This window comes from Halorhabdus salina (assembly GCF_013839425.1).
Taxonomy (GTDB): domain Archaea; phylum Halobacteriota; class Halobacteria; order Halobacteriales; family Haloarculaceae; genus Halorhabdus; species Halorhabdus salina.
The window spans coordinates 303,730-325,414 of sequence record NZ_JACDNP010000003.1 but is presented as its reverse complement, the minus strand read 5'-3'; the positions used below and the strand labels follow the sequence as shown (position 1 = coordinate 325,414).

At 61.8% G+C, this 21,685-nt stretch carries 20 protein-coding genes; 12 read left to right on the top strand and 8 right to left on the bottom strand.

All coding sequences use genetic code 11. From position 1 onward, the window contains the following. The first annotated feature begins 44 nt into the window (after positions 1-44). The 3 genes from lysS to HZR20_RS06250 all read left to right on the top strand — a co-directional run bounded on the left by lysS (position 45) and on the right by HZR20_RS06250 (position 5,311). A complete protein-coding gene (lysS, locus tag HZR20_RS06260; RefSeq protein ID WP_181685725.1) occupies positions 45-1,685 on the top strand; it encodes a lysine--tRNA ligase in 1,641 nt (546 codons plus the stop codon). Between the two features lie 47 nt (positions 1,686-1,732). Further along, positions 1,733-3,439, top strand: coding sequence for a site-2 protease family protein (locus HZR20_RS06255; protein WP_181685724.1), 1,707 nt, complete (start codon positions 1,733-1,735; stop codon positions 3,437-3,439). 105 nt (positions 3,440-3,544) lie between these two features. Further along, positions 3,545-5,311, top strand: a complete 1,767-nt coding sequence (locus tag HZR20_RS06250; RefSeq protein ID WP_181685723.1) for a site-2 protease family protein — start codon at positions 3,545-3,547, stop codon at positions 5,309-5,311. Positions 5,312-5,616: 305 nt separating this feature from the next. Here the strand turns inward: HZR20_RS06250 and HZR20_RS06245 are convergent, their stop codons facing one another. Both HZR20_RS06245 and HZR20_RS06240 read right to left on the bottom strand, forming a co-directional pair. Further along, entirely contained in the window at positions 5,617-5,925 is a 309-nt protein-coding gene (locus HZR20_RS06245; RefSeq protein ID WP_181685722.1) for a DUF7521 family protein, read from the bottom strand. Beyond that, a complete protein-coding gene (locus HZR20_RS06240; RefSeq protein WP_181685721.1) occupies positions 5,922-6,275 on the bottom strand; it encodes a winged helix-turn-helix domain-containing protein in 354 nt (117 codons plus the stop codon). The genes HZR20_RS06245 and HZR20_RS06240 overlap by 4 nt, the downstream gene beginning before the upstream one ends. Positions 6,276-6,402: 127 nt before the next feature. Here HZR20_RS06240 and HZR20_RS06235 point away from each other — a divergent pair, with 127 nt between their 5' ends. Together HZR20_RS06235 and HZR20_RS06230 are read left to right on the top strand one after the other, a co-directional pair. Next, positions 6,403-8,421, top strand: a complete 2,019-nt coding sequence (locus HZR20_RS06235) for a heme-binding protein (RefSeq protein ID WP_181685720.1) — start codon at positions 6,403-6,405, stop codon at positions 8,419-8,421. A gap of 185 nt (positions 8,422-8,606) precedes the next feature. Next, entirely contained in the window at positions 8,607-8,957 is a 351-nt protein-coding gene (locus tag HZR20_RS06230) for a hypothetical protein (RefSeq protein ID WP_181685719.1), read from the top strand. Between the two features lie 10 nt (positions 8,958-8,967). On the opposite strand, the gene sufU is transcribed toward HZR20_RS06230, so the two are convergent. Next, positions 8,968-9,402: a Fe-S cluster assembly sulfur transfer protein SufU gene (gene sufU / locus HZR20_RS06225; protein ID WP_181685718.1), complete on the bottom strand. Its 435-nt coding sequence runs from the start codon at positions 9,400-9,402 to the stop codon at positions 8,968-8,970. 158 nt (positions 9,403-9,560) lie between these two features. On the opposite strand from sufU, the gene HZR20_RS06220 reads away from it, so the two are divergent. Next, positions 9,561-10,817, top strand: a complete 1,257-nt coding sequence (locus HZR20_RS06220) for a hypothetical protein (protein ID WP_181685717.1) — start codon at positions 9,561-9,563, stop codon at positions 10,815-10,817. Positions 10,818-11,289: 472 nt separating this feature from the next. Beyond that, positions 11,290-12,606: a PH domain-containing protein gene (locus HZR20_RS06215; protein WP_181685716.1), complete on the top strand. Its 1,317-nt coding sequence runs from the start codon at positions 11,290-11,292 to the stop codon at positions 12,604-12,606. 259 nt (positions 12,607-12,865) lie between these two features. Here the strand turns inward: HZR20_RS06215 and HZR20_RS06210 are convergent, their stop codons facing one another. From HZR20_RS06210 to HZR20_RS06200, 3 genes are all read right to left on the bottom strand, one after another. After that, complete coding sequence (locus HZR20_RS06210) at positions 12,866-14,110, bottom strand: aminotransferase class V-fold PLP-dependent enzyme (RefSeq protein ID WP_181685715.1); 1,245 nt, start codon at positions 14,108-14,110, stop codon at positions 12,866-12,868. 87 nt (positions 14,111-14,197) lie between these two features. After that, on the bottom strand, positions 14,198-14,476 hold the full coding sequence (locus HZR20_RS06205; protein ID WP_181685714.1) for a hypothetical protein: 279 nt from the start codon (positions 14,474-14,476) through the stop codon (positions 14,198-14,200). Between the two features lie 14 nt (positions 14,477-14,490). Next, positions 14,491-15,018 carry a DoxX family protein gene (locus tag HZR20_RS06200; RefSeq protein ID WP_181685713.1) on the bottom strand — a complete coding sequence of 176 codons (528 nt, stop codon included), beginning with the start codon at positions 15,016-15,018 and terminating at the stop codon, positions 14,491-14,493. A gap of 330 nt (positions 15,019-15,348) precedes the next feature. Between HZR20_RS06200 and HZR20_RS14500 the strand changes: the two genes are divergently transcribed. The 5 genes from HZR20_RS14500 (at position 15,349) to HZR20_RS06175 (ending at position 20,461) form a co-directional block, all read left to right on the top strand. Next, positions 15,349-15,522 (top strand): hypothetical protein, encoded by a 174-nt coding sequence (locus HZR20_RS14500; protein WP_258560370.1) that lies wholly within the window; start codon positions 15,349-15,351, stop codon positions 15,520-15,522. Between the two features lie 191 nt (positions 15,523-15,713). Next, positions 15,714-17,204, top strand: a complete 1,491-nt coding sequence (gene tgtA, locus HZR20_RS06190; RefSeq protein ID WP_181685712.1) for a tRNA guanosine(15) transglycosylase TgtA — start codon at positions 15,714-15,716, stop codon at positions 17,202-17,204. Positions 17,205-17,231: 27 nt separating this feature from the next. Then, positions 17,232-18,980, top strand: coding sequence for an archaeosine synthase subunit alpha (gene arcS, locus HZR20_RS06185; protein ID WP_181685711.1), 1,749 nt, complete (start codon positions 17,232-17,234; stop codon positions 18,978-18,980). Between the two features lie 36 nt (positions 18,981-19,016). Next, positions 19,017-19,433 (top strand): VanZ family protein, encoded by a 417-nt coding sequence (locus HZR20_RS06180; protein WP_181685710.1) that lies wholly within the window; start codon positions 19,017-19,019, stop codon positions 19,431-19,433. Positions 19,434-19,495: 62 nt separating this feature from the next. Continuing rightward, positions 19,496-20,461 (top strand): DUF5787 family protein, encoded by a 966-nt coding sequence (locus HZR20_RS06175; protein WP_181685709.1) that lies wholly within the window; start codon positions 19,496-19,498, stop codon positions 20,459-20,461. 1 nt (position 20,462) lies between these two features. Here the strand turns inward: HZR20_RS06175 and HZR20_RS06170 are convergent, their stop codons facing one another. After that, positions 20,463-20,696: a hypothetical protein gene (locus tag HZR20_RS06170; protein ID WP_181685708.1), complete on the bottom strand. Its 234-nt coding sequence runs from the start codon at positions 20,694-20,696 to the stop codon at positions 20,463-20,465. A gap of 81 nt (positions 20,697-20,777) precedes the next feature. Beyond that, positions 20,778-21,656, bottom strand: coding sequence for an MBL fold metallo-hydrolase (locus HZR20_RS06165; protein ID WP_181685707.1), 879 nt, complete (start codon positions 21,654-21,656; stop codon positions 20,778-20,780). Positions 21,657-21,685 lie beyond the last annotated feature (29 nt).

Genomic DNA, 21,685 nt, shown 5'->3' with positions numbered 1-21,685 from the left:
GAACGTAAACGCAGTACGTGATTGCCACCGATTCACACGAGACGATGACTGATCACGATCCATACACGACAATCGAGGAGAGCGATCGCGCATTCTGGGGCGAGGCTGTCGCGGACGCCATCGAGTCCCGCGAGCCGACGGAACCGATTGTGATCAAGGGCGGTGTCTCGCCATCCGGCGTCCCCCACATTGGCCACCTCAACGAAATCGTCCGGGGGTATGTCGTCGCGGAAGTCCTGCGCGATCGCGGGCACAACGTTCGGCAGGTGTTCACGAGTGACGACAAGGACCGACTGCGGAAACTTCCCCGCCGACTTGCCGATCTCGACTGGAACGTCGTCGAACTCGGCGAAGTCGATGCAGGCGCGCTCGGGCGCAATCTAGGCAAACCTTACACGGCGATCCCGGATCCGTTCGGTTGCTGTGACTCCTACGGCGAGCACTTTACGACGCTGCTGGCTCGCAGTGCGGACCTGCTCGACATTCCGATCGACGTCGTCTCGAATACCGACCTCTACGCGGACGGGACGTTCGAGGATATTACTAAGTACATCCTCGACAACCAGCAATCAGCGCGTGAAGTGCTGGCCGACTACCAGAACAGTGTCGACGCGGCCTACGTCCCGTTCCAGGCCGAGTGCCAGTCCTGTGGGATGCTCACGGACGGCATCACCGATGTCGATCCCGACGCAGGGACAGTCTCGTATACGTGTCAGGACGTCACTGTCGGCGAGGAGACCATCGATGGGTGTGGCCACGAGGGGACAGTCAGCCTGCGAGAAGGGAAGCTCCCCTGGCGCTTCGAGTGGCCTGCCCAGTGGAGTGTTCTTGACGTCGACTTCGAGCCCTTCGGCAAGGATCACGCCGAAGGCTCTTGGCCGTCGGGTGTCGACATCGCCCAGAACGTACTGGACGTCCAGCCCCCAGTCGCGATGGTGTACGAGTGGTTCACGCTCAATGGCGACGCCCTGTCTTCGTCGGCTGGAAACGTCGTCACGGCCGAAGAAGTGCTTGATCTACTCGAATCGGAGGTCTTCCGGTATTTCTTCTGTAAAGATCCCCGGAAGCAGCGCGATTTCAACGTCGCCCACATTGACCAGCTCGTCGACGAATTCGACCGCCTGGAACGGGTTTACTTCGATGAGATCGAGGCCGACGCCGACGAGCGTGAGCGGGCCGAGCAGGTCTACCCGATCGCTGTTGACGAGCCACGCGAGGGGCGTGTTCGGATTCCCTACACGTTCGCCGCCGTTCTGGCCATGACCGACGACCCCGAACTCCGCGAAGAGATCGCCCGGCGCGAAGGCCACATTCCCGATGATGCGCCGGCGTGGGCCGTCGAAGACGCACTCGCTCGCGTCGAGAAGGCCCGGACCTGGGCGCGCCGGACGGACAACGCCTTCAATTACGACCTCAAGCGCGAGGAGCTCCCAGCCGTCGATTTCGATGCGGATACGGCGGCTGCTCTCGATGCCCTCGCTGACTTCGTCGCCGACGGCGCAGACGGTGAGGCTATCCAAGGCCGGATCTACGAACTTGCCGACGAATACGATCTGGACGTCGGTGACTTCTTTTCGGCCGGCTACCGATTGTTGTTCGATCTCGACGAAGGGCCGAAACTTGGCCCATTCCTCGCGACGCTCGATCGTGAGTTCGTCGTCGGTCGATTGCGGCGCGATCGCTGACCGCGAGCGGAACGTACTTTACAACCGGGCCGTTCCAGTTCGATACGATGGTCGGGACGCTCACGCTGGTACTGGTCGGTATCCTTGCGTACTCGATTGCCGCGATGGCACTCCAGCAGTGGGGATATCTCCCCTCGTACCTCCGCGTGTCGGGACCCATCACGACGCTCCATACCGAGCGTGGCAAGGCATTCCTCGACTGGCTGGCTCGTCACCGACGCGTATGGCGGGCCTGGGCCAACGTTGGCCTCGGGTTTGGCCTGCTCGTGCTCGTCGGTATGTTTGGCACTGTCGTTCTCTCAGGGGCCCTCGCCCTCCAACAACCGGCGGCCAATCCGATCAGGGAACCGACCGACGCCCTCGTCATTCCGGGCGTCAACGACTTCCTGCCACTGGCAGCGGCCCCCGAGATTATCTTCGGACTCGCTCTGGGACTGATCGTCCACGAGGGGGGCCACGGACTGCTGTGCCGGGTCGAAAACATCGACATCGATTCGATGGGACTGGCACTGTTCACCATTATTCCGATCGGGGCGTTCGTCGATCCAGATAAACAGAACCGCCAGGATGCCGATCGTGGTGCCCAAATGCGGATGTTCGTCGCAGGCGTGACCAACAATTTCGCACTGACAATTCTCGCCCTGATGCTGTTGTTCGGGCCGGTCGCCGGGTCGATCCACGCTGTCGACGGTGTTGCAGTTGGGGGAGTTCTCGCGGGGTCGCCGGCCGACCAGACCGGGATCGAACGCGGAGACGTTATCACGGACCTCAACGAGACGACGGTCACGCTCCGGGAGAAGGGGACAGTCACGCTCGAACGGTCCGTTATCGTAACAAGAGCGGTCGTCAACAGCCCCTTCGACCTCACAGCCAACGACACGATCGCCAGTGTCAATGGGACCACGATCAGGACCCTCGGAGACTTTCGCAAAGATGTCGGGAACCGGACAGTTGCGACACTCCGGACCGCAAACGGCACCGAGACGACCGCACCAGTCGGGGCATACGTCAGTACAATCCTGGAAGGCGAGCCGTTTGCAGCCGCCGGTGCCTCTCCTGGAAGGGGGGCCGTAATCACCCACGTCGACGGGGAACGGACGCTGCACAGGCAGGACCTGCTCTCGGCGTTGAACGGCACGGCCCCCGGTGACGAGATCACGGTCGAAGCGTTCGTCGACGGCGATCGGTCGAGTTATGCTGTCACACTCGGTGAACACCCGGAAGACGGAAGTGCGTTCCTCGGCGTTGCGGGGCTCCAGGCTGGCTTTTCGGGCCTTACTGTCGACGACTTCGGGTTCGGCGTCCAGCAGTATCCGACCGAACGGAATCTCGCGGTTCTTGGTGGTGAAGGGGCTGGGCCCTCGTTTTCGTTTGCCGAGCAGTTCCTCTGGTTTCTGATGGTGCCGTTCATCTCGCTGCTTGATCCAAGTGCATTTGGCTTCGCCGGCTTCCTGGGTCCGTTGACGAACTTCTATACAGTTTCCGGTCCGCTCGCGTTCCTGGGCGGGGGCGTGTTCACGTTGGCAAACATCCTCTTTTGGACCGCCTGGATCAACGTCAACGTCGGCTTGTTCAACCTCATCCCACTGTTTCCACTCGATGGCGGCCATCTGTTGCGGGCAAGTACAGAGGCAGTTGTCGCCCGGACGCGGCTGAACGAGCGCTGGGCGGTCCGGGCCGTGACGGTCTCGGTGGGGCTGGTAATGTTCGCCAGTCTCATGGCGATGTTGTTCGCGGGGCAAGTGCTCGCATAGAAAGCTTCATCAGGTACTGGCCGGGCATCCCACACCGGCGTACCAAATGGAGATAGAAGCGGGAGGACGCAATTCTCTTGCCTGGTGAACCCGTCACTCCGGTAGATGGTCGATACGCTCACGCTAGTCCTCGCTGGCGTTCTCGCCTATGTCGCTGGGATGGGTGCCCTCCGACGCCGCGGGTATCTACCCTCGTTTTTGCATGTCTCTGGGCCGATCACGACGGTTCACACCGAACGTGGGAAAGCACTGCTCGATCGGCTGGCTCGCCACCACCGGTTCTGGCGAGCCTGGGCCAACGTCGGCGTCGGCTTTGGCCTGCTCGTCCTCGTCGGCATGTTCCTGACGATCGTGTTCTCTGGGATAATGAGCCTCCAACAACCGGGCACGAACCCGATCCAGGAGCCGAAAAACGCGCTGGTGATCCCAGGGTTCAACGACTTCCTGCCACTGGCAGCGGCCCCCGAGATTATCTTCGGACTGGTCCTCGCACTCGTCGTCCACGAGGGGGGCCACGGGCTACTGTGCCGGGTCGAAAACATCGACATCGATTCGATGGGACTGGCACTGTTCACCATTATTCCGATCGGGGCGTTCGTCGAACCTGACGAACAGGACCGCCAAGACGCCGATCGCGGTGCCCAGACGCGAATGTTTGCGGCGGGCGTCACCAACAATTTCGTGCTGACGATCCTCGCTCTATTGTTGTTGTTTGGTCCCGTCGCCGGATCGATTCAGGCCGTCGGCGGTGTGGCTGTCGGCGGCGCGATTCCCGGTTCGCCGGCCGAAACCGCAGGTCTCGGGCAAGGTGACGTGATCACCGGAGTCGACGGAACACCAGTCTCGAACAGTACTGACCTGACGGCAGCACTCGCTGACGCCGACGAACAGACCGTTTCTCTCTCTGTACACGACGGCCAGTCCGTCCAGATCGAGCGGTCTATCTTCGTCACATCGGCGCTGGAGAACGGGCCACTCGCCGTGGACAGCGGCGATCGAATCGTAGCCGTCAACGGCACACCTGTCTCGACGGTGGCTGAGCTGACAGTCGCACTCGAAAATCGAACGGTTGCGACACTCCAGACGAAGAATGGTACCGAAACTGCCGGACCGATCGGTGCATACGTGAGTCGCGTCGCTTCGGACAAACCGCTTGACAGAGCGGGCGCACCGGCCGGCGGCGCGCTTGTCATCACATACTTCGATGGAGAGCGAATCATCTCTCAGACTGATCTCGCAGACGCCCTCGATCGGACGGTTCCCAACCAGTCAGTTCAGGTTCGGGCGTACGTTGAGGGGCACCCCGACACGTTCTCCGTCAGACTCGGAAAGAATCCGCGCGACGACACTGGATTTCTCGGTGTCACCGGTATTCAACCGGGGATCAGCGGCATTGCCATCGACGACTTCGGTATCCGCGAGTACCCTGCAGAGGCGTACTTGACGATTCTTGGCGGCACTGGCGGAACGGATATGGACCTCCCCTTGGGCCGCCAGATCCTCTCGATTGTCACGCTCCCCTTTGCCACCGTCGCGAATGCAGCGATTCCGTACAACTTCGCCGGTTTCCTCGGCCAGATAACCAACTTCTATACGATCTCCGGGCCGTTCGCGTTCCTGGGCGGGGGCGTATTCACGTTGGCGAACCTCCTCTTTTGGACCGCCTGGGTCAATGTCAACCTGGCTGTATTCAACTTAATCCCACTGTTCCCGCTCGATGGCGGCCACTTGTTGCGGACGAGTACGGAGGCGATTGCCGCTCGGACGCCGCTTGCCAAGCACTGGGTAGTCCGGGCCGTGACGGTCTCGGTGGGGCTGGTGATGTTCGGGAGCCTCATGCTCATGCTATTTGGGCCGCTTCTGCTCTCGTGAACGTATTTAAACCCTTCCCCGATCTGCCTGGCCGGAAGGTCGGGTTCGTGTACTAAGGGGAAACAGACGCAACGATAGATTGCCGGATTCACGCTGACGCGATCGGCCCTCCACTCGATCGATCGTCCGCCCCGTCCGTCGACGATTCGACGGACTGCCTGTGCCCGCTTTTCGATCGAACTCACCAGTTGTGACCGGCTGGTTTGGACCGGTGTGATTCATACAGCCGTTCCAGTCATGCTCCAGAATGAGCGCATGCGACGTCAATTTCAGCGGCCAAAGGGCGTGCCCAACCCGAGTGTGCACTATGGGCGTCGATAGAGCGAGTACGTGATCAACGCCAGGCCGGCGAACTGCGTGATTCGGGCGACGAGCAGTAGTGGCGTCTCGGCAGAAAAGGGCAGGAGCCGCCAGCGAATGAGCAGCGTCCCGAAAGCTGCAAGCGAGTACGAGACGGCCGTCAGCAGTATCAACCCGAGCGAGAGGTATCGCATCGACGGGTTGTCGTGGCGACGAAAGCCGCGATACGCTTGGTAGCCGATTATCAGGCCAAGAGCGGCCGAGGCAAGCGGAATCGAGATCGTAGCTATCTCGACGGGGACAAGCTCGGTCATAGGTCTTGCCACATCCTGGTGAACCGGTCCGCCGGATCCTCCTCGGCGGGTTGGCGTCGTTGCAGGTCGATCCGGTAGTCACCGTCATCGAAGGTGACGGTTAGCGACTGGAGCCGTGAAACGTAGACGCTGTAGTGGTGGCCATCCGGATCGATCCGCGTCTGTTCGTCGATCAGATCGTGGTCTTTCAGGCGGTCGACGCGCCGGTAGATCGTCGAATCCGAGGCGTCACACCGCTCGCTGAGCCGTTCGGCTGACATAGGTTGGGCACTCGTAGCTGCGAGGATCGCTCGGGCATAATCGTCCTCTAAAAGGGCGAGCAACTCCCCGTCGTCGCAGTCCTCGCTCACGGTCCAGCCTGACGCCGTCGGCGGTTAAAACCCTCCCCTCGACTGCAGCCCGAGCAGTCGATCGGAAGGGGGCGGCTTTGTCGGGAGGGCAAGGTTCCTTACCAAGAGGCCCGAACCATCGAATACCATGAGTAGACGAAAAGCACCGCCCACCGCAGAAGGGTGGTACGTACTGCACGACTTCCGGACGATCGCATGGGACAACTGGCGGGACGCCCCCCAACGAACGCGGGATACGGCCCTCCAGGAAGGCCAGGAGCACCTGGAAGAGGCACTTGCGGTTACCGACGCTGAAGAAGGAGCATCGGCGGTTTACGGCGTCCTGGGTCACGAAGCCGATCTCATGTTCGTCCACCTTCGACCGACGACCGCTGACCTCGACCACCTGGAGCGAGCTTTCGAGCAGACGACGCTTGCCGGCTTCACCGAGCGAACTGATTCGTTCGTCTCGGTGACGGAAGCATCGGGCTACTCCGAGCGCGCCCGTGAGTTCTTCGAGGGAGATCTCGACGAGAGTTCTGGCCTCGCGAAGTACATGCGCTCGCGGATCGAACCCGATATTCCCGACGCCGAGCACGTCAGTTTCTATCCGATGGACAAACGGCGCGATCCGGAGTACAACTGGTATGACCTCCCCTTCGAAGAGCGGGCCGAACACATGGACGCCCACGGGGATATCGGCCGGGACTACGCTGGCAAGGTCACCCAGATGATTTCCAGTGCGATCGGCCTGGACGACTGGGAGTGGGGCGTGACGCTGTGGGCCGACGATCTCACCGACGTCAAGGATCTCCTCTACGAGATGCGCTTTGACCCGTCCAGCTCGAAGTACGCCGAGTTCGGCCCCTTCACGGTCGGTCGTCGACTGGCTCCCGAGGATCTCGAATCATATCTCGCCGGGGATCCGATCGCCGCCGGGACAGGCGACGCTGCTGACAGCCAGGCTGGGCCTGCGACGCCGGCCGATGCCGTCGAGAACGACGACGAGTCGTCGGGTCACCCACACGGGGAGACGACAACCGACGACCATCCCCACGCCGAACCGACCGGCGACGACCACCCCCATGCCGAACCGGACGATGACGACGGCGGGGGAGCCGACGAACACCCGGGGGGTGGTGCTCGCCCTGACGTCTCGGACGCCGAGTACGCCACCATCGACAACCTCGAACAACGGCTGTTCCAGCTTGGCATTCGGGAGGGGGAGGATTACGAGGGCGGGGAGTACGGACTCCTCTTTTACTCCAACGCCGACGCGGCGGAACTGGCTGACGACGTCGCCGGGCTGCGTGAGAACTTCGATCACTACGATCGACACGTCGCGACGCTCGTCCGGGCGTCGAGCGGGCGGTCTGCCGTCGCATCGCTATGGACGGCTGAGGAAGCCGCCGAAACCGCTGCCGGCTTCCTGGGCGACCTTCCGGAGATCAGCGAACGGTATGGTGGTGGTTTGGAACCTCACGATGCCCCGTCTGCCCAGAACGCTAAAAGTGCCACAGGCGACGACCGCGGGACTGACTCCGACAGCGAAACGGACACTGCGGCTGTCAGGCGCGAACTCGCCGAACATGACGTCTACGCGGGCCAGCCCCACGGCGAGGACGTCTACGCATTGGTCGTCTATTCGACGGCCGGTATCGAGTCACTGACGGCTGACGTCGCTGACCTCCGTGAGACCTTCCGGACAGACGACGACCACGTCGAGACGGCTGTCTATGAGACCGGGCCAGGTGAGATTGCGGCCGTCGACGATAGCGAGCCGACGGCGATCGTCAGTCTCTGGGAGACTGAATCGGCGGCCCAGGCGGCCGGTGATGCCCTCGCCGACGTGCCCGGCGTCGTGGGTCGGGCCGACGAGGCTGAGGGCTTTGGTACGATGGGGATGTTCTACACCGTCAAGCCGGACTACCGCGAGGAATTCGTCGAGACCTTCGAGACTGTCGGTGAGAAACTCGCGTCGATGGACGGCCACTACGGGACCGCCTTGCTGGTCAACCACGAGGACGAAAACGACATGTTCATCGCCTCGAACTGGGCCAGTCGCGAGGACGCGATGGTGTTCTTCCGTTCGGATGATTTCCGCGAGACCGTCGAGTGGGGGCGTGAGGTATTGGCCGATCGGCCGCGCCACGTTTTCTTGGCATAGTAGCGCGAGCGACGGTTGGAGCGAGCGCTTTTTTGGGCCAGATTTTTGCGCGAGCGGTAGCGAGCATAGCGAGCCACCCGACGGAAAAAGGTGGTCGTTGGAGGTATTGGCCGATCGACCACGGCACATCTTTCTTGCCTGACAAACACGATAGCCCTCAAGTGCTTGCCTCACTAGGCTGAGATATGACTGATGACGACGACCTTGGGACCGATCCGGACGTTGTCGACGACCTGCCCACCGTCACCTGCGAGCGCTGTGACCGCGAATGGGAACTTGAGTACGAACTCGAAGAGATGGCCGTCGGCAACCAGGCACTCGAACAGTTCGCACTCGATCATCAACGGCACACCGGCCACTTCCCGGATGGCCTTGCCGTCTGGCAGGCCGATTGTCGGCACTGTCCCGAATCAGTACAGCGCTTAGAAGAACGTGGGGCCCGTCGCTGGGCCACTACGCACGCGCGTCACACGAACCACGACGTCACGCTCGTCGGTGACGACGGCGAAAAAACGGTGGTCGACTCCTCGGACTGACTCACGCTGGCTATTCGGGATCGTCGTCCTCGGTGGTCGTCTCTTCGAGATCCTTCTCGCCGAAGTAAATCTCCGCGCCGTCTTGGGCGACCTTTTCGGCCAGGACGGCACACTTGACGCGCATCGGAGAGATGTCGACGCCGAGCATGTCGATGACGTCGTCACGGTCCATCGTCTCTAGCTCCTCGATCGTCATGCCCTCAAGCCGTTTCGAGAGCATCGACGCCGACGCCTGGGAGATCGCACAGCCATCTCCCTGGAACGCGATGGCTTCGATAGTCTCTTCGTCGTCGTCGAGGACGACATCCATCTCGATAGTGTCGCCACACATCGGGTTCTCGCCGACGTGGGTGAACGTCGCGTCCTCGATCTCGCCGTAATTGCGTGGGTTCTTGTAGTGATCGAGGATTTGCTGTCGATACATATCGCTGCCGCCGATGCCCATTGGTACGTCCAGATTAGCGATACCGGCGGAAAAGCGTTCCGCGGCAAAACCTATCATGAGAAATCTGAGTCACGGCGTCGTAACATAAATCCCATCAGTAATATTATAGCCCCCCGGACACTTTATCACGTTATTGCTTACAAAGAAGGGGCATGTGAATGTTCGATAGCATACAGGAGTTGCCGGATACAGCACTAGGGAGCGTTGCTACGACTGGTTCGGGAAACGGTCCGATAGAAGGATTACTGAAAGAACACGAGCAGGCCAGGGACGTCTTGGTGGGTGAAAGCGTCGAATATGCGACGGCAGAACGAACGACCACAGTTGAACCCGACGGTGAGTATCATGCCTATCTGATCGCAACCGATGAGCGCGTGTTGGTCGTTCTCGGAGAACAACCCTCTGACTGCGAGATCGAGTTTGAGTTACGAGCAATATCACGAGCAGCAGTCGACAGCGGATTGCTAAATACGACTCTGGTAGTCGAGCAAGGAGAGCAGTCGATCCGGGTATCCCCCACACATGGCGATGCGGAAGCGGTCGCAGAATACATTACGGTGATGGCAGAGGCGTACTCTGATGTCGAAGACGCTATCTCGTCGGCCAAGGAAATGACCGAGGAACTCGAATCGAAGGTCCGTGAGGGCGGAAAGATCGGATATCTTCGCCTCCAGATCCAATCAGAATTATCCGACGCACGCCAGTCAGTCACACGAGAGAAGGTTCAGACAGATCGGCTCCTCGAGCGGATTGAAACCGTCGATGCGGAACTCAACCGACGGTATGCCGACGCTTGGATCGACCGCGTTAGCGACACAGTCGAGCGGGCCGAGATGGCGCTCGAACAGAACGAGTACACGACATTCTGCGAAGCGTACGTCGAGGCCGTAGACGCGCTGGATTCGGTGCGGGATGTGCTTGCTGACCTCGATACTCCGTCTGGAGGAGTGACTGACGAGGTTACCGAGAAGGCCAACGAGGTTGAACAGTTCGCTGTGGCGTATGTCGATTCAACCCGTACCGCACACGAGAACGCAACAGAGAGTGACGACCCTGCGGTGACTGCCGACTCCTGGCTCGAAACCTACCGGCGCGTGACGGCCGCTCGTAAAGCCCACTGGAAGACGGCAGTCGATTCGCTTTCCCTGCCGCTCTCGGAGATCGAACAGATCGCCGAGGCGACAGTCGACGCGTTAAAGCGCCACGCCGACACCCTCCAGGCAGCAGGTGAGCGACAACTCGAGACCGATACCGCTGAAGCCCGGAGTCACTTCGAGCAGGCGATAGCGCGCCTCCGCCAGGCCCGGGAGATCGTCGAAACACAGCCAGTCGGCGAGAGTACAGCTATCGACCGGCAGCTCACAGACCTCAAAGAGAAGGTCGAAGTCACTGAGTGGGAGTGGGGAAAAGACTGAGCACTCGCAGTGGCTGCTCTGTTCGACCAATCACAGGCCATAGCCGCCACTGGGCAGTCCAGGGGCCTTCCAGTCGGCCCCCAGAGATCGAGCCGGGCCAGGGAGCCACACAACGGAGACATACAGACACGTGTGTCACGGGCCGAGTCACTAAGATCCAGCAGCGTCAGTTCCTGGCCGCTGCTGTAAGTCGTTCCGGTACCGTCGGGGCTGTATCCTGAGAAATACCAGAGCTGCTTTCCTCGATTGCACCGTAATGGTGTGGGCTCGTGTCGTGATTGGGGATCTGCTGTCAGTACATACTGCTGCCGCCGATACCTCTGGGACGTATCTGTAGGCGTTGCCGAAAAACGCCCCCAGCAAGCGAGTGCAGCAGTGGCCAGATTCTTCGTACGGTACCCACCGAAAGGCGCACTATTAATATCCCACGTCTGTACAGTTTGGGGTAAGCAATGACGATCGTCAAGTGACTATGTTCGAGAAAGTAAACGACCTTTCGGGATCGTTAATCGGTGGGACCGACAGCGAGGCCGAGTTGGACGCCGGCCCCTTCGCCGAATTACTCGACAACGGGGAACGCCCCAAGCACGTCTTGGCCAGCGATAGCGTCGAGCATACGACTGAAGGCCGAACGACAACAGTCGAGCCAGAGAGTGACCACGATGCCTATCTTGTCGTGACCGACGAGCGACTGCTGGTTATACTGGGCGACCAGCCCGAGGCCGTCGAAATCGACTTCGATTTCGAGTCGATCACGACATGTCATTTAAAGAGTGGCTTTCTGAACACCAAACTTGTCGTCGGCCACGACGAGGAGTCGATTCACTTCTCGCCAACGGAGGGAGACGCCGAAACGGTCACGGAGTATATCCAGAGCGTTGCTGACGTATACCGATCCGTCGAGCAGTCCATTTCGGCTGCTCGGGATGTGATCGACACGCTGGAATCACAGATTCTAGGGGAGTCAGAGCAGCGATTCGCAACCACCGCGCAAAACGACCTCCGCCTGCGCGTACGATCGCAGCTCTCGGAGGCACGCCATCACGTTAGCCGGCTCGACGATGCTCATCCACTCGGTAACGAGGGCGACGACGTGCTAGCCAAGAAACTCGACGAACGCATCGAATCTGTCGCCCGGGAGTGCGATCGTCGGTACGTTACCGTCTGGCTGGACCGCGGCGAGACCGACATCGATCGGGCCGAAGACAGGCTAGTAGCCGAAGACTTCGAGACGTTCTGTAGAGCGTATACGACAGCTTCCCGGGCCGTTTCGACACTCCGTGAGGCGATCGACAACGTCGAGTCAACGCCCGAAACCGCTGGCGAGCGGATCGACTCGCTGGCCGATCGCGTCGAGGGCCTCGACGAACAATACGTCTCGGCGACGACCAAGACGGTCGAAGTTGCCCAGGAAGCCGATCAGCCTGACGCCGCTGCGACACGCTGGCTCGACGCGTTTCGCCGGATCAGCGCCGCTAGCGAAGCGGGCTGGAATCGGACCGATGGCGTCGCGACGCTCGACGTGGCTGTCGACCTGTCGTCGATCGCGGCCTCGACAGTCGGGGCGTTAGAGACCCACGCTGAGCAACTCGAAACCACGGGCGAGAAACTCGAAGACGAGGATGCCGAGGACGCCAGGGAACACTACGAGCGAGCAGTCGATCGCCTGCAGGAGGCCCAGTCTGTGGCCGAGACGGCATCGTCGATCGACGCCGCCGACTACGAGAAGCAGATCGACGCGATCGAGGAAAAGATCGACCGGACCAAGTGGGAGTGGGGCGGCGACTGAGCGTCGTTTGGGGTCGTGGCCAGCCGTTCGATCTTCCGTCGATTCGGTCTATCCGAACAGCTCTCTGGCGTCGTCTATCGCCTCGCCACCTTTTTCGGCCTCGGGTCGCCGAAGGCGACCGCGTGGCGGTTTCACCGCCACGTCATTCGGTTGCGGGCCGATCGGCCCGCAACCCGCTCGCGGCAAAAATCTGGACCAAAAATCCGATCCCTCGGCACCGCCTCGGGATCGGCGAAACGCGGCCACAGGCCGCGTACGTTCAGGCAAACAGTTCCCGGGCGTCGTCCATGGCGTCGATCAGCACGTCGATCTCCTCGCGCGTGTTATAGATGTAGAACGAGGCTCGGGCCGTCGCGGCGACACCGAGTTTGTCGTGGAGCGGCTGGGTGCAGTGATCGCCCGCCCGGATCGCGACCGCGTAGTCGTTGAGGATCGACGAGAGGTCGTGGGCGTGGACGGTGCCCAGGTTGAACGAGACGAGACCGCCACGCTCTGTGCCCGCAGGCGGACCGAACGTCTCGATGTCGTCGAATTCGGCGAGTCGGTCGAGCGTGTACTGGGCGAGTTCGTTCTCGTGGCGGGCGATCGCCTCCATACCGATGTCATCCAGATACTCGACGGCTTCCGCCAGCGCGATCCCCTGGGCGATTTTGGGCGTCCCGGCCTCGAACTTCCAGGGCAGGTCGTTCCAGGTGGCGTCATCGAAGGTGACCTTCGTGATCATGTCGCCGCCGTAGTTGAACGGCTCCATGGCTTCCAGAATGGCCTGTTTGCCGTACAGCGCGCCGATCCCGGTCGGGCCGGCCATTTTGTGCCCGGAGAACGCATAAAAGTCCGCGTCGATGGCCTCGACATCGACCGGTCGGTTGGGAACCGCCTGGGCCCCGTCGACGAAAATCAACGCGTCGTGTGCGTGCGCGAGGTCGGCCAGGTCCGCGACGGGGTTGATCGTCCCGAGGGTATTCGAGACGTGTAGCACCGAGACCAGTTTGGTATCGGAGCCAATCAACTTCTTTGCGTGGTCCAAGTCGAGGTGGCCGTCCTCAGTCACCCGAATATATCGCACCGTCGCGCCGGTTTTCTTCGCGATCTGCTGCCAGGTAACCAGCGAGGCGTGGTGTTCCATCTCCGTCAGGACGACTTCGTCGCCGGGCCCAAGTTCGTTCAGGCCCCAGGCGTAGGCCACCAGATTCTCGGACTCGGTGGTGTTGCCGGTGAAGATCAGTTCCTCGCGGCCCGCGGCACCGACAAATTCAGCGACGGTGTCGTGGGCTTCCTCGTAGGCGATCGATGCCTCTTGACTAAGCTGGTGAAGGCCCCGATGGACGTTGGCGTTGTAGGTCTCGTAGTACTCACTGATGGCGTCGATGACCTGCTGGGGCGTCTGGGTCGTCGCCGCGTTGTCGAGATAGACCAGCGGCGTGCCGTCGAACTCCCGGTCCAGCACGGGGAAATCCTCGCGTATCGACGCGACATCCAGCGCACCCGGTTCACTGACAGTCATTACGTCCTGGTCGGGGAGCCAGACAAAACTGTCCTTCGGTCCGCCTAAAAGAGGTGGGCGACCGCAAAACGGGGAGCGAACGGGCGATCAGTCGAGATGCTGTTTCGTCGCGAACGCGTAGATCGCGAACAGCATGAGGATGGCCGCACCGATAGTGATCAGCACCGCCCGGATGTACGGATCGATCGTGACTCCTTCGGCGACGACGATCGTTCCATCTTCGAGTGTCGAGGTCGGGCTGTACGGACTTCCGCTGAAGACCTCGATGATCCCGGTGATAACGACACCAAGGATCATCAGGCCGCCGCCGAGCCCCATTGCGATCTGGTCGGCCAGCGTTTCTTCCGTGTTAGTGTTAGTTGACATATCTTGTCACCTCCTTAGCCGAGTAGGTACCGCAGTCGGGGGTAGTTCTGGACAAAGCTTGTCTTCTCTAGGAACGCGTCGATACCCCAGATCCGACCAGCGGCCAGAACGATCATCGCGACGAACAACAGCAGCCCCATCATGTCGCTGTTGACGAACCCGTGACCCCAACCGCGGTTGGTGGTCACGAAGAAGATCATCAGGAACGCGCCGAAGAACGACGCGAGCCTGACGAGACACCCGACCAGGATGCCGAGGCCGATCAAGGTCTCACCGACCGGAATCATGAACTGGACGATCCCATACGGGATGCCCGACTGGAAGAGGTTCATGATCGGCGAGAGTACGAGCCCCTCCTGGGCGACGAACCAACTGGCGTTGTAGGAGACGCCGCTCTCCAGTATCTTCGTGATGCCGGCGTGGAAGAACCACCAGCCGACCATCAAGCGTAACAGGAACGTGAAATACGCCAGCCATCGGCCATCTATCTCGTACGATACGTCTGTCCCGAACAGGGTCGTATCCACCTCGGTGTTTACCATTCGTATCTACCTCACGTACAGACGTTCGCCAGTTTCGTATATTAATGGGACCCGTGATTTTCACGTTCTGAGAACTATCCCACCAGCAGTATTTGGACAGAGACATTATTTGGCAGTCCAAAAACCCGAGTATTTCGACACGTTCGTGCACCTACCTTCAATCTGTTTATCTGATTGATGGATATATGACGGATTTGAACAATACAAACTTACAGTATGTTCCTCGTTGTTTATTGCTAACGGAGAATGGATTTTCAATGTAAATCTCACGATCCGCGCCAGTGTTCGGTGTCCGGATAAATCGACGTGTGTGGAGCGCGATGGCCCCACATGAGAGACGTGATCCAGCCAGACCGCCTACTCCTGTGGGGGTTCGCTATCGTGCGGGAGACCGTCGAACTACCCGACGGGACCAAGACCGAATTCGACGATCTGGCGGAAGGTGAGAGCGTCGTGATACTCCCGCTGACGACCGATGGAATCGTGGTCGTGATCGGGAAATAGCATCAGGCCGTCAGTCGGGTCAACGACGGGTTGCCCGCCAGCAGTCTCGAACCCGGCGACGACCCGGCAGCCGCCCGTGAGGCCGAGCTCCGGGACGGGCGGACGATGCCTGACGTCCTGTACGACACGCTGTTCGAGCGATAAGCTGGCGAAACGGAATCCTTAGGCCCGCCGACTTCCGACGGGCGGTCATGCGTGAGCACTTCGAACTCCAGGGGTACGACGCCGGTGGGCGGTTGGGGGAACTGACTGTCCCGCGGGCAGACCGCACCGTCGAGACGCCGGCACTGTTACCGGTGATCAACCCGCACCACAAAACCATCGCGCCCGGCCGTCTCGGGGAGTTCGGAGCCGAGATGCTCATCACCAACAGCTACGTCATCTACGGGAGTGACGAGGTCCGAGAGCCGGCTCTCGAAGACGGCTTACACGATCTCCTCGGATTCGACGGCCCGATCATGACCGATTCGGGGTCGTTTCAACTCGCCGAGTACGGCGAGATCGACGTCACGAGTCCGGAGATCCTCCGGTTCCAACACGAGATCGGATCCGATATCGGAACCCCGGTCGACCTCCCGACGCCGCCGGATGTCGGGCGTGAACAGGCTGAATCGGAACTCGCCACGACGACCGAGCGGATCACAGCTGCGACCGAGATGGATCTCGGTGAGATGCTGCTCAACGCGCCAGTCCAGGGCTCGACGTATCCCGACCTCCGTGAGCGAGCGGCTCGGGACGCCTATGCGAGCGGGCTGGACGTGTTTCCCGTCGGGGCGGTCGTCCCGCTGATGAACGAGTATCGATTCGCGGACATGGTCGACGCTGTCGCCGCGGCCAAGCGCGGACTGGGGGCTGACGCGCCGGTTCACCTCTTCGGGGCGGGCCATCCCATGATGTTCGCGCTGGCGGTCGCGCTCGGATGTGATCTGTTCGACTCGGCGGCCTACGCGCTGTACGCCCGAGACGGGCGATACCTGACCGTCCGCGGCACGAAACACCTGGACGAACTCGAATACTTCCCGTGTGAGTGTCCGGTCTGTTCGCGGTTCACTCCCGAGGAAGTCCGTAATCTCCCCGAGGACCAGCGCGTCGAGAAACTGGCCGAACACAACCTCCACGTCTCCTTCGGTGAGATGCGCCGGATCAAACAGGCCATTCGGCGGGGAGAACTGCTCGAACTCGTCGAGTCCCGGGCGCGCGCCCACCCGACGATGCTGGACGGCTACCGCGCGCTGCTCGATCACGCAGACCAGCTAGAGACGACTGATCCAGCTTCGAAAGACGCGATGTTCTATCTCTCGGCGGAGAGTGCCCGGCGGCCAGAAGTCGAGCGGCATCACGACCGTCTCGGACGCGTCGCCCCGGACGGCGACCTCTTGCTGGTTGCCGAGGACGCGCCTCGACCGGACGGTACATTCGACGAGACGTGGACGGTCGTGCCGCCGTTTGGTCCCGTCCCGCCGGAACTGGACCAGACGTACCCGCTGACGGCCGAGCTACCCGATCGGACCGACCGGGCGGCCTACCGGGCAGCAGTCCGGGGGATCGAGCGACTCGCGACCGCCGGCGAGGCGTCGATTACACTCGCTCACGATGGGTGGCCCCCAGCTGCTCTCGCGTCGGTGCCGGAGGCAGTGACGGTGCTGGATACGAGTGTCACGACTGACGACAAGGAAAGATAGTTCATCGCTGGGGCCGTCCGGATGGCCATGACCGAGTATTTCGAGGTGATCGACCGCGACGGGGCCGCCAGGATCGGCGACCTCAGACTCGCGGATTCGCTCACCACACCGGCACTGCTCGACGACGTTCTCGAAGAGGCCGGCAGTCTCTGGAGCGACGAACAGGCCGTCCCCGACGGCGACGAGTCGACGCTGTCGGTGTTGCCCCATCGCGCGTTCCCGGCTGGAACGCCCGCGGAAGTCCAGGCGGCCTTCGAACCGAACTATCCGGACGTTGCGTTCCCGAGTGCGGCCGTCGTTTCGCCGGAGACAGCTGCCGATCAGGGCACAGACGCCTACGTCCTTGCCGGTGCATCCGGATTCACGGGCCACAGTGCGGCTTTCGTCGAAGCGATTACTTCGACCCGGGAGTCAATCCCGCCGGACGCTGGACTGTACCTGCCGGGAATCGCGACGCCGGGCAACGTTGCCACGCTCGCCTACATCGGCGCAGATCTCTTCGACACCGACCGAGCCGTCATCCGCGGAACGCAGGGCTGGTATCTCACGTCCGACGGCGAGTACCGACTCGACGACCTTGAGGAACTGCCCTGTGCCTGTGAGGCCTGTCAGCAGAGGATCGAGACCTTCGATCGGGAGGACTGCGTCGAGCACAACGTCGCCACCCTCAAAGCCGAACTCCGGACCGTCCGCAATCGGATCCGACAGGGGCGACTGCGGGACTACCTTGAAGGGCAGGCCCGCCACGAGCAGTGGCTGACAGCCACGATGCGGCGACTCGACGATCAGTATGCGTATCTCGAACAGCGGACACCACTCGTCCGGAAGAGCGAAATCACCGCCGCGAGCGCCGAGACGCTCGATCGCGTCGAGATCCAGCGCTTCGCCGAGCGGGTCACCGAGCGGTACCAGTGTCGCTTCGACACGCCGCTGGTGTTGCTGCCGTGCTCGGCCAGCAAGCCCTACAGCGACTCCCAGAGCCACAGTCAGTTTCAGGATGCCATCAACTTCCGGGCTCACGTCGCTTCGATGACCTCACCGATCGGCGTCGTCCCCCAGGAGTTAGAACTCACCTACCCGGCACAACACTACGACAGCGTCGTGACCGGTCGCTGGTCGGCGACGGAGGTCGAATTCGTCGCCGACGTACTCGAATCGTATCTCGAAGCAAACGACTATCCGCGCGTGATCGCTCACATCCCCGAGGACTATCAGGCGATCACCGAACGCGTCGAGGAACGTCTCGGAGAGACCTTCGAGTACACGGTCACAGATCATCCGACGACGGACGAATCGCTGGAGAACCTTGCAGCGACGCTGGCTGGCGAACCGAAGTATCGCAAACGCGAGCGCCAGCACAACGCCATCCGGGCGATTGCGGACTACCAGTTCGGTGCCGGTGCGGGCGAGGCGATCTTCGATGACTTGCAGGTCGAGAGTTTTCACCCCAAGCTCCGTGCGAAGGCCGACAACGGCGAGCAACTCGCGGCGATGGTCCCCGAATACGGCGTCCTCTCGTTGACGCTTGCCGGTGCGCGCCGGTGGATCGATTCGGACGTCCCGACGAAGCGAGTCGAGATCGACGACTTCGTCCCGCACGGCAGCGTCCTCGCGCCGGGCATCCTCGACGCCGACGAGTCGATCCGCGTCGGTGACGAGGTCGTCTTCGAGGGTCCCTCGGCACTCGCGGTCGGCCGGGCGAACATGAGTGGCCCGGAGATGGCTGGGAGTACGCGTGGCATTGCCAGCGACATACGGCACGTGACCGAACGCTGAGAAGGAGTTTTGTCCGCGCCCCCGGAATACCGGGATATGTCGGGCCTGTTGGGTGGCGTTCCCCGGACCGTTCGATGGCTGCTCGCGGTCGTCATCGCGGCGGTGATTTTTCTCGGCTCCGTCCTCGACCCGGGGGCTGGTATCGCTCGCTCCGGCCCGTTCGGCCTGGCCAGCCGGGCGACGTGGGCTCATCTCGGTGGGTACGCGGTTCTGACGTTTTCCGTACGTTACGCACTGCTTGACAGTCGTTTCGAAACAACCGTCTCGACCGCCATGGCTCCGATCGCGGTGATCGTGTTCGGCGTGCTTATCGAATTCGTCCAGGCGACCTTGGCATATCGGACGTTTGCCGTCGGGGACATGCTCACGAACGCCGTCGGTGCCCTTCTCGCCACGGTCGTTTGGTCGCTCGCTCGGCACGCGATGGGTGTGCTCGAAGTTCGCCGTTCGTGAGACGAGGATGCCGCGGCCGTCCGGGCGAGACGTTTTTGCGCGTCGCTACCGGAGCACGTGGCGTGCGCGAGTACGCGTTCGAACTGGCACTGTGTGGGGCAATCGAGGACGAGGAGACGCTCGTCGCTCGCCAGCTGGGCGCACACGTCCACGGCCGTCGCATTATCGATGTCGTCGCTATCGATCCGGGACCAGCGTTCGATCGCCGGGCAGCGATCACCGAGGGGACGATCCCGTCGGCCGCGATCGGGGCACCGGTCGGTCCGGGGACTGCCCGTCGGGTCCGGGATGTCTTTCCCGACCGTCGTCCCGAACAACGCCGATGGATCGTCGATCGCGCTGTTGCGGCGGGCTTTTTCGAGCGCGAACGGGTCGACGGGGATCCGGCGGTCAGGCAGGTGTCTCGGTACCCCGAACGGTGGTTCGATCGCCTCGTCGGCATCGAGAACAAACCCGATCTCGATCGGCCTGGTGACCTCCAGGCCCAACTCCAGACCGACGTCTCGCTCGGGCTGTTCGATGCGGTCGTCCTGGCGACGGCTTCCCACGTGACCGGCGCCCATCGGAATCGTCTCCCCGAGGAAGTCGGCATCTGGCGGTTCGATCCCGAGTCGGGCGACCGGGCTGTTCTCAGAGAGTCGACGCCCCTTGAGACCGACAGTCAGGGCGTCGAAATCATCGAGCAAACGCCGGGCACGACTGACATCCGAACCGTCTCGCCAAGTGAGAAATCCCGGGCACGTCGGCGACTTGCTGAACGTGCATACGGGAAAGGGTGGCGCACGTTCGACTATCCGGGTTGTGAACAGTGCCAGCCTGGGGCGGGATCGACTGAGACGGCCCCGTACTGCGAATGGGCCGGTCGGATCGTCGACCCGGCAAGCGAGTGCGGGCCTGACTGTGCAGGCTTCGATGCGGGCGACTCGCCGGCTGTCGATCTTTCGGCAGTCCGGGCCGACCGAAGCTCATGGCGGCCGGATCCAGAAGGGCGAACACGTCGACAGGCGGGGCTCGATCGCTACGGGTGAGTTACGATTCTGACGCCTGGAACTGACGTCGAAGGTACAGAAAGGCGACGTAGACACCAGTGAAAACGATTCCGAACGCGGCCGTCTCGACGAGTTCGACCGCCCCGTCCATTGCCAGCTGGATCGCCAGGTAGACGACCGTCGCGACGACGGCGGCCAGAATGATCGCCACGATTGGCCGCTGTGCGGGCAACCCCTCGATCGTTATCGGATCGAGCTCCGAGTCGATGTCCATGCGGTGGCTTCGGTCGCCAGCACAAAGGCTTTGTGCCGGCAATCACTCTCCAGACGCAGCCCATCGTCCACAGGATCCGCCTCACAGCGAGAACCGTTCGCCGTCGACGCCAAGCGGGCGATCGAACGCTGTTTCAGCCGGGAGATAGTGTGAGAGGTGGACGATGCGAGTTTCGGTTGCGTCGAGCTCATCGGCCAGCGATTTCGCACCCTCGATGGTCATGTGCTTGGTGCCGTAAGTCATCGGGACACCGTTCTCGTCGTAATCGGCCCCGCCGGCCGGATGGGAGTCACAGCGATCCGCCGGGAGAATCCCGTCGGCGACGAGCAGGTCCGGATCGGCCAGTGCGTCTTTCGAATCCGCCGGGATCCGATACCTCGTATCGCCCGTGATCGAGAGTTGTCCGCCGGTCTGGGGATCTTCGATCACGACGCCATAGGTGTCGAGGGGCGGATGATCGACGGGCACCAGTCGGACTGTAAACCCACAGATGGAAAACGACTCGAACGGTTGGCGAGCCTGGACGTCGAGTGGGTCGAGGTAGTCGTAGCGATCCCGGACGTGCTCGGCGACGCTGTGACCCATTTCTGGGTCGACTGCCCCTGACGCGTACACCGGTAGCTCCCGGCAGAGCCGATAGACGTTGCCCAAACCGTCCAGGTGGTCGAAGTGGACGTGCGTGATAAGGGCGGCGTCCGGTGGTTCGAGGTCCTCACGGAGGAACTGCGTCCGAAAGTCCGGGCTGGCATCGATCAGCAGCGTCTCGTCAGTTCGCTCGTTGCGGACGTGGATCGAGAACCGCGTTCGCTCGACGCCGCGAGGGCCGACCGTGACGCCCCGCTCGTCCAGTTGATCGACGAGAGGCTCGTCTGGGTTCCTGGCACGCTGACAGACCGCACAGTCACAGCCGACCGTTGGCGTCCCCGTCGTGTCGCCCGTTCCGAGGAGGGTAACTTCCATCGGGGCGTGCCACGCTCTGGAATCGCCTA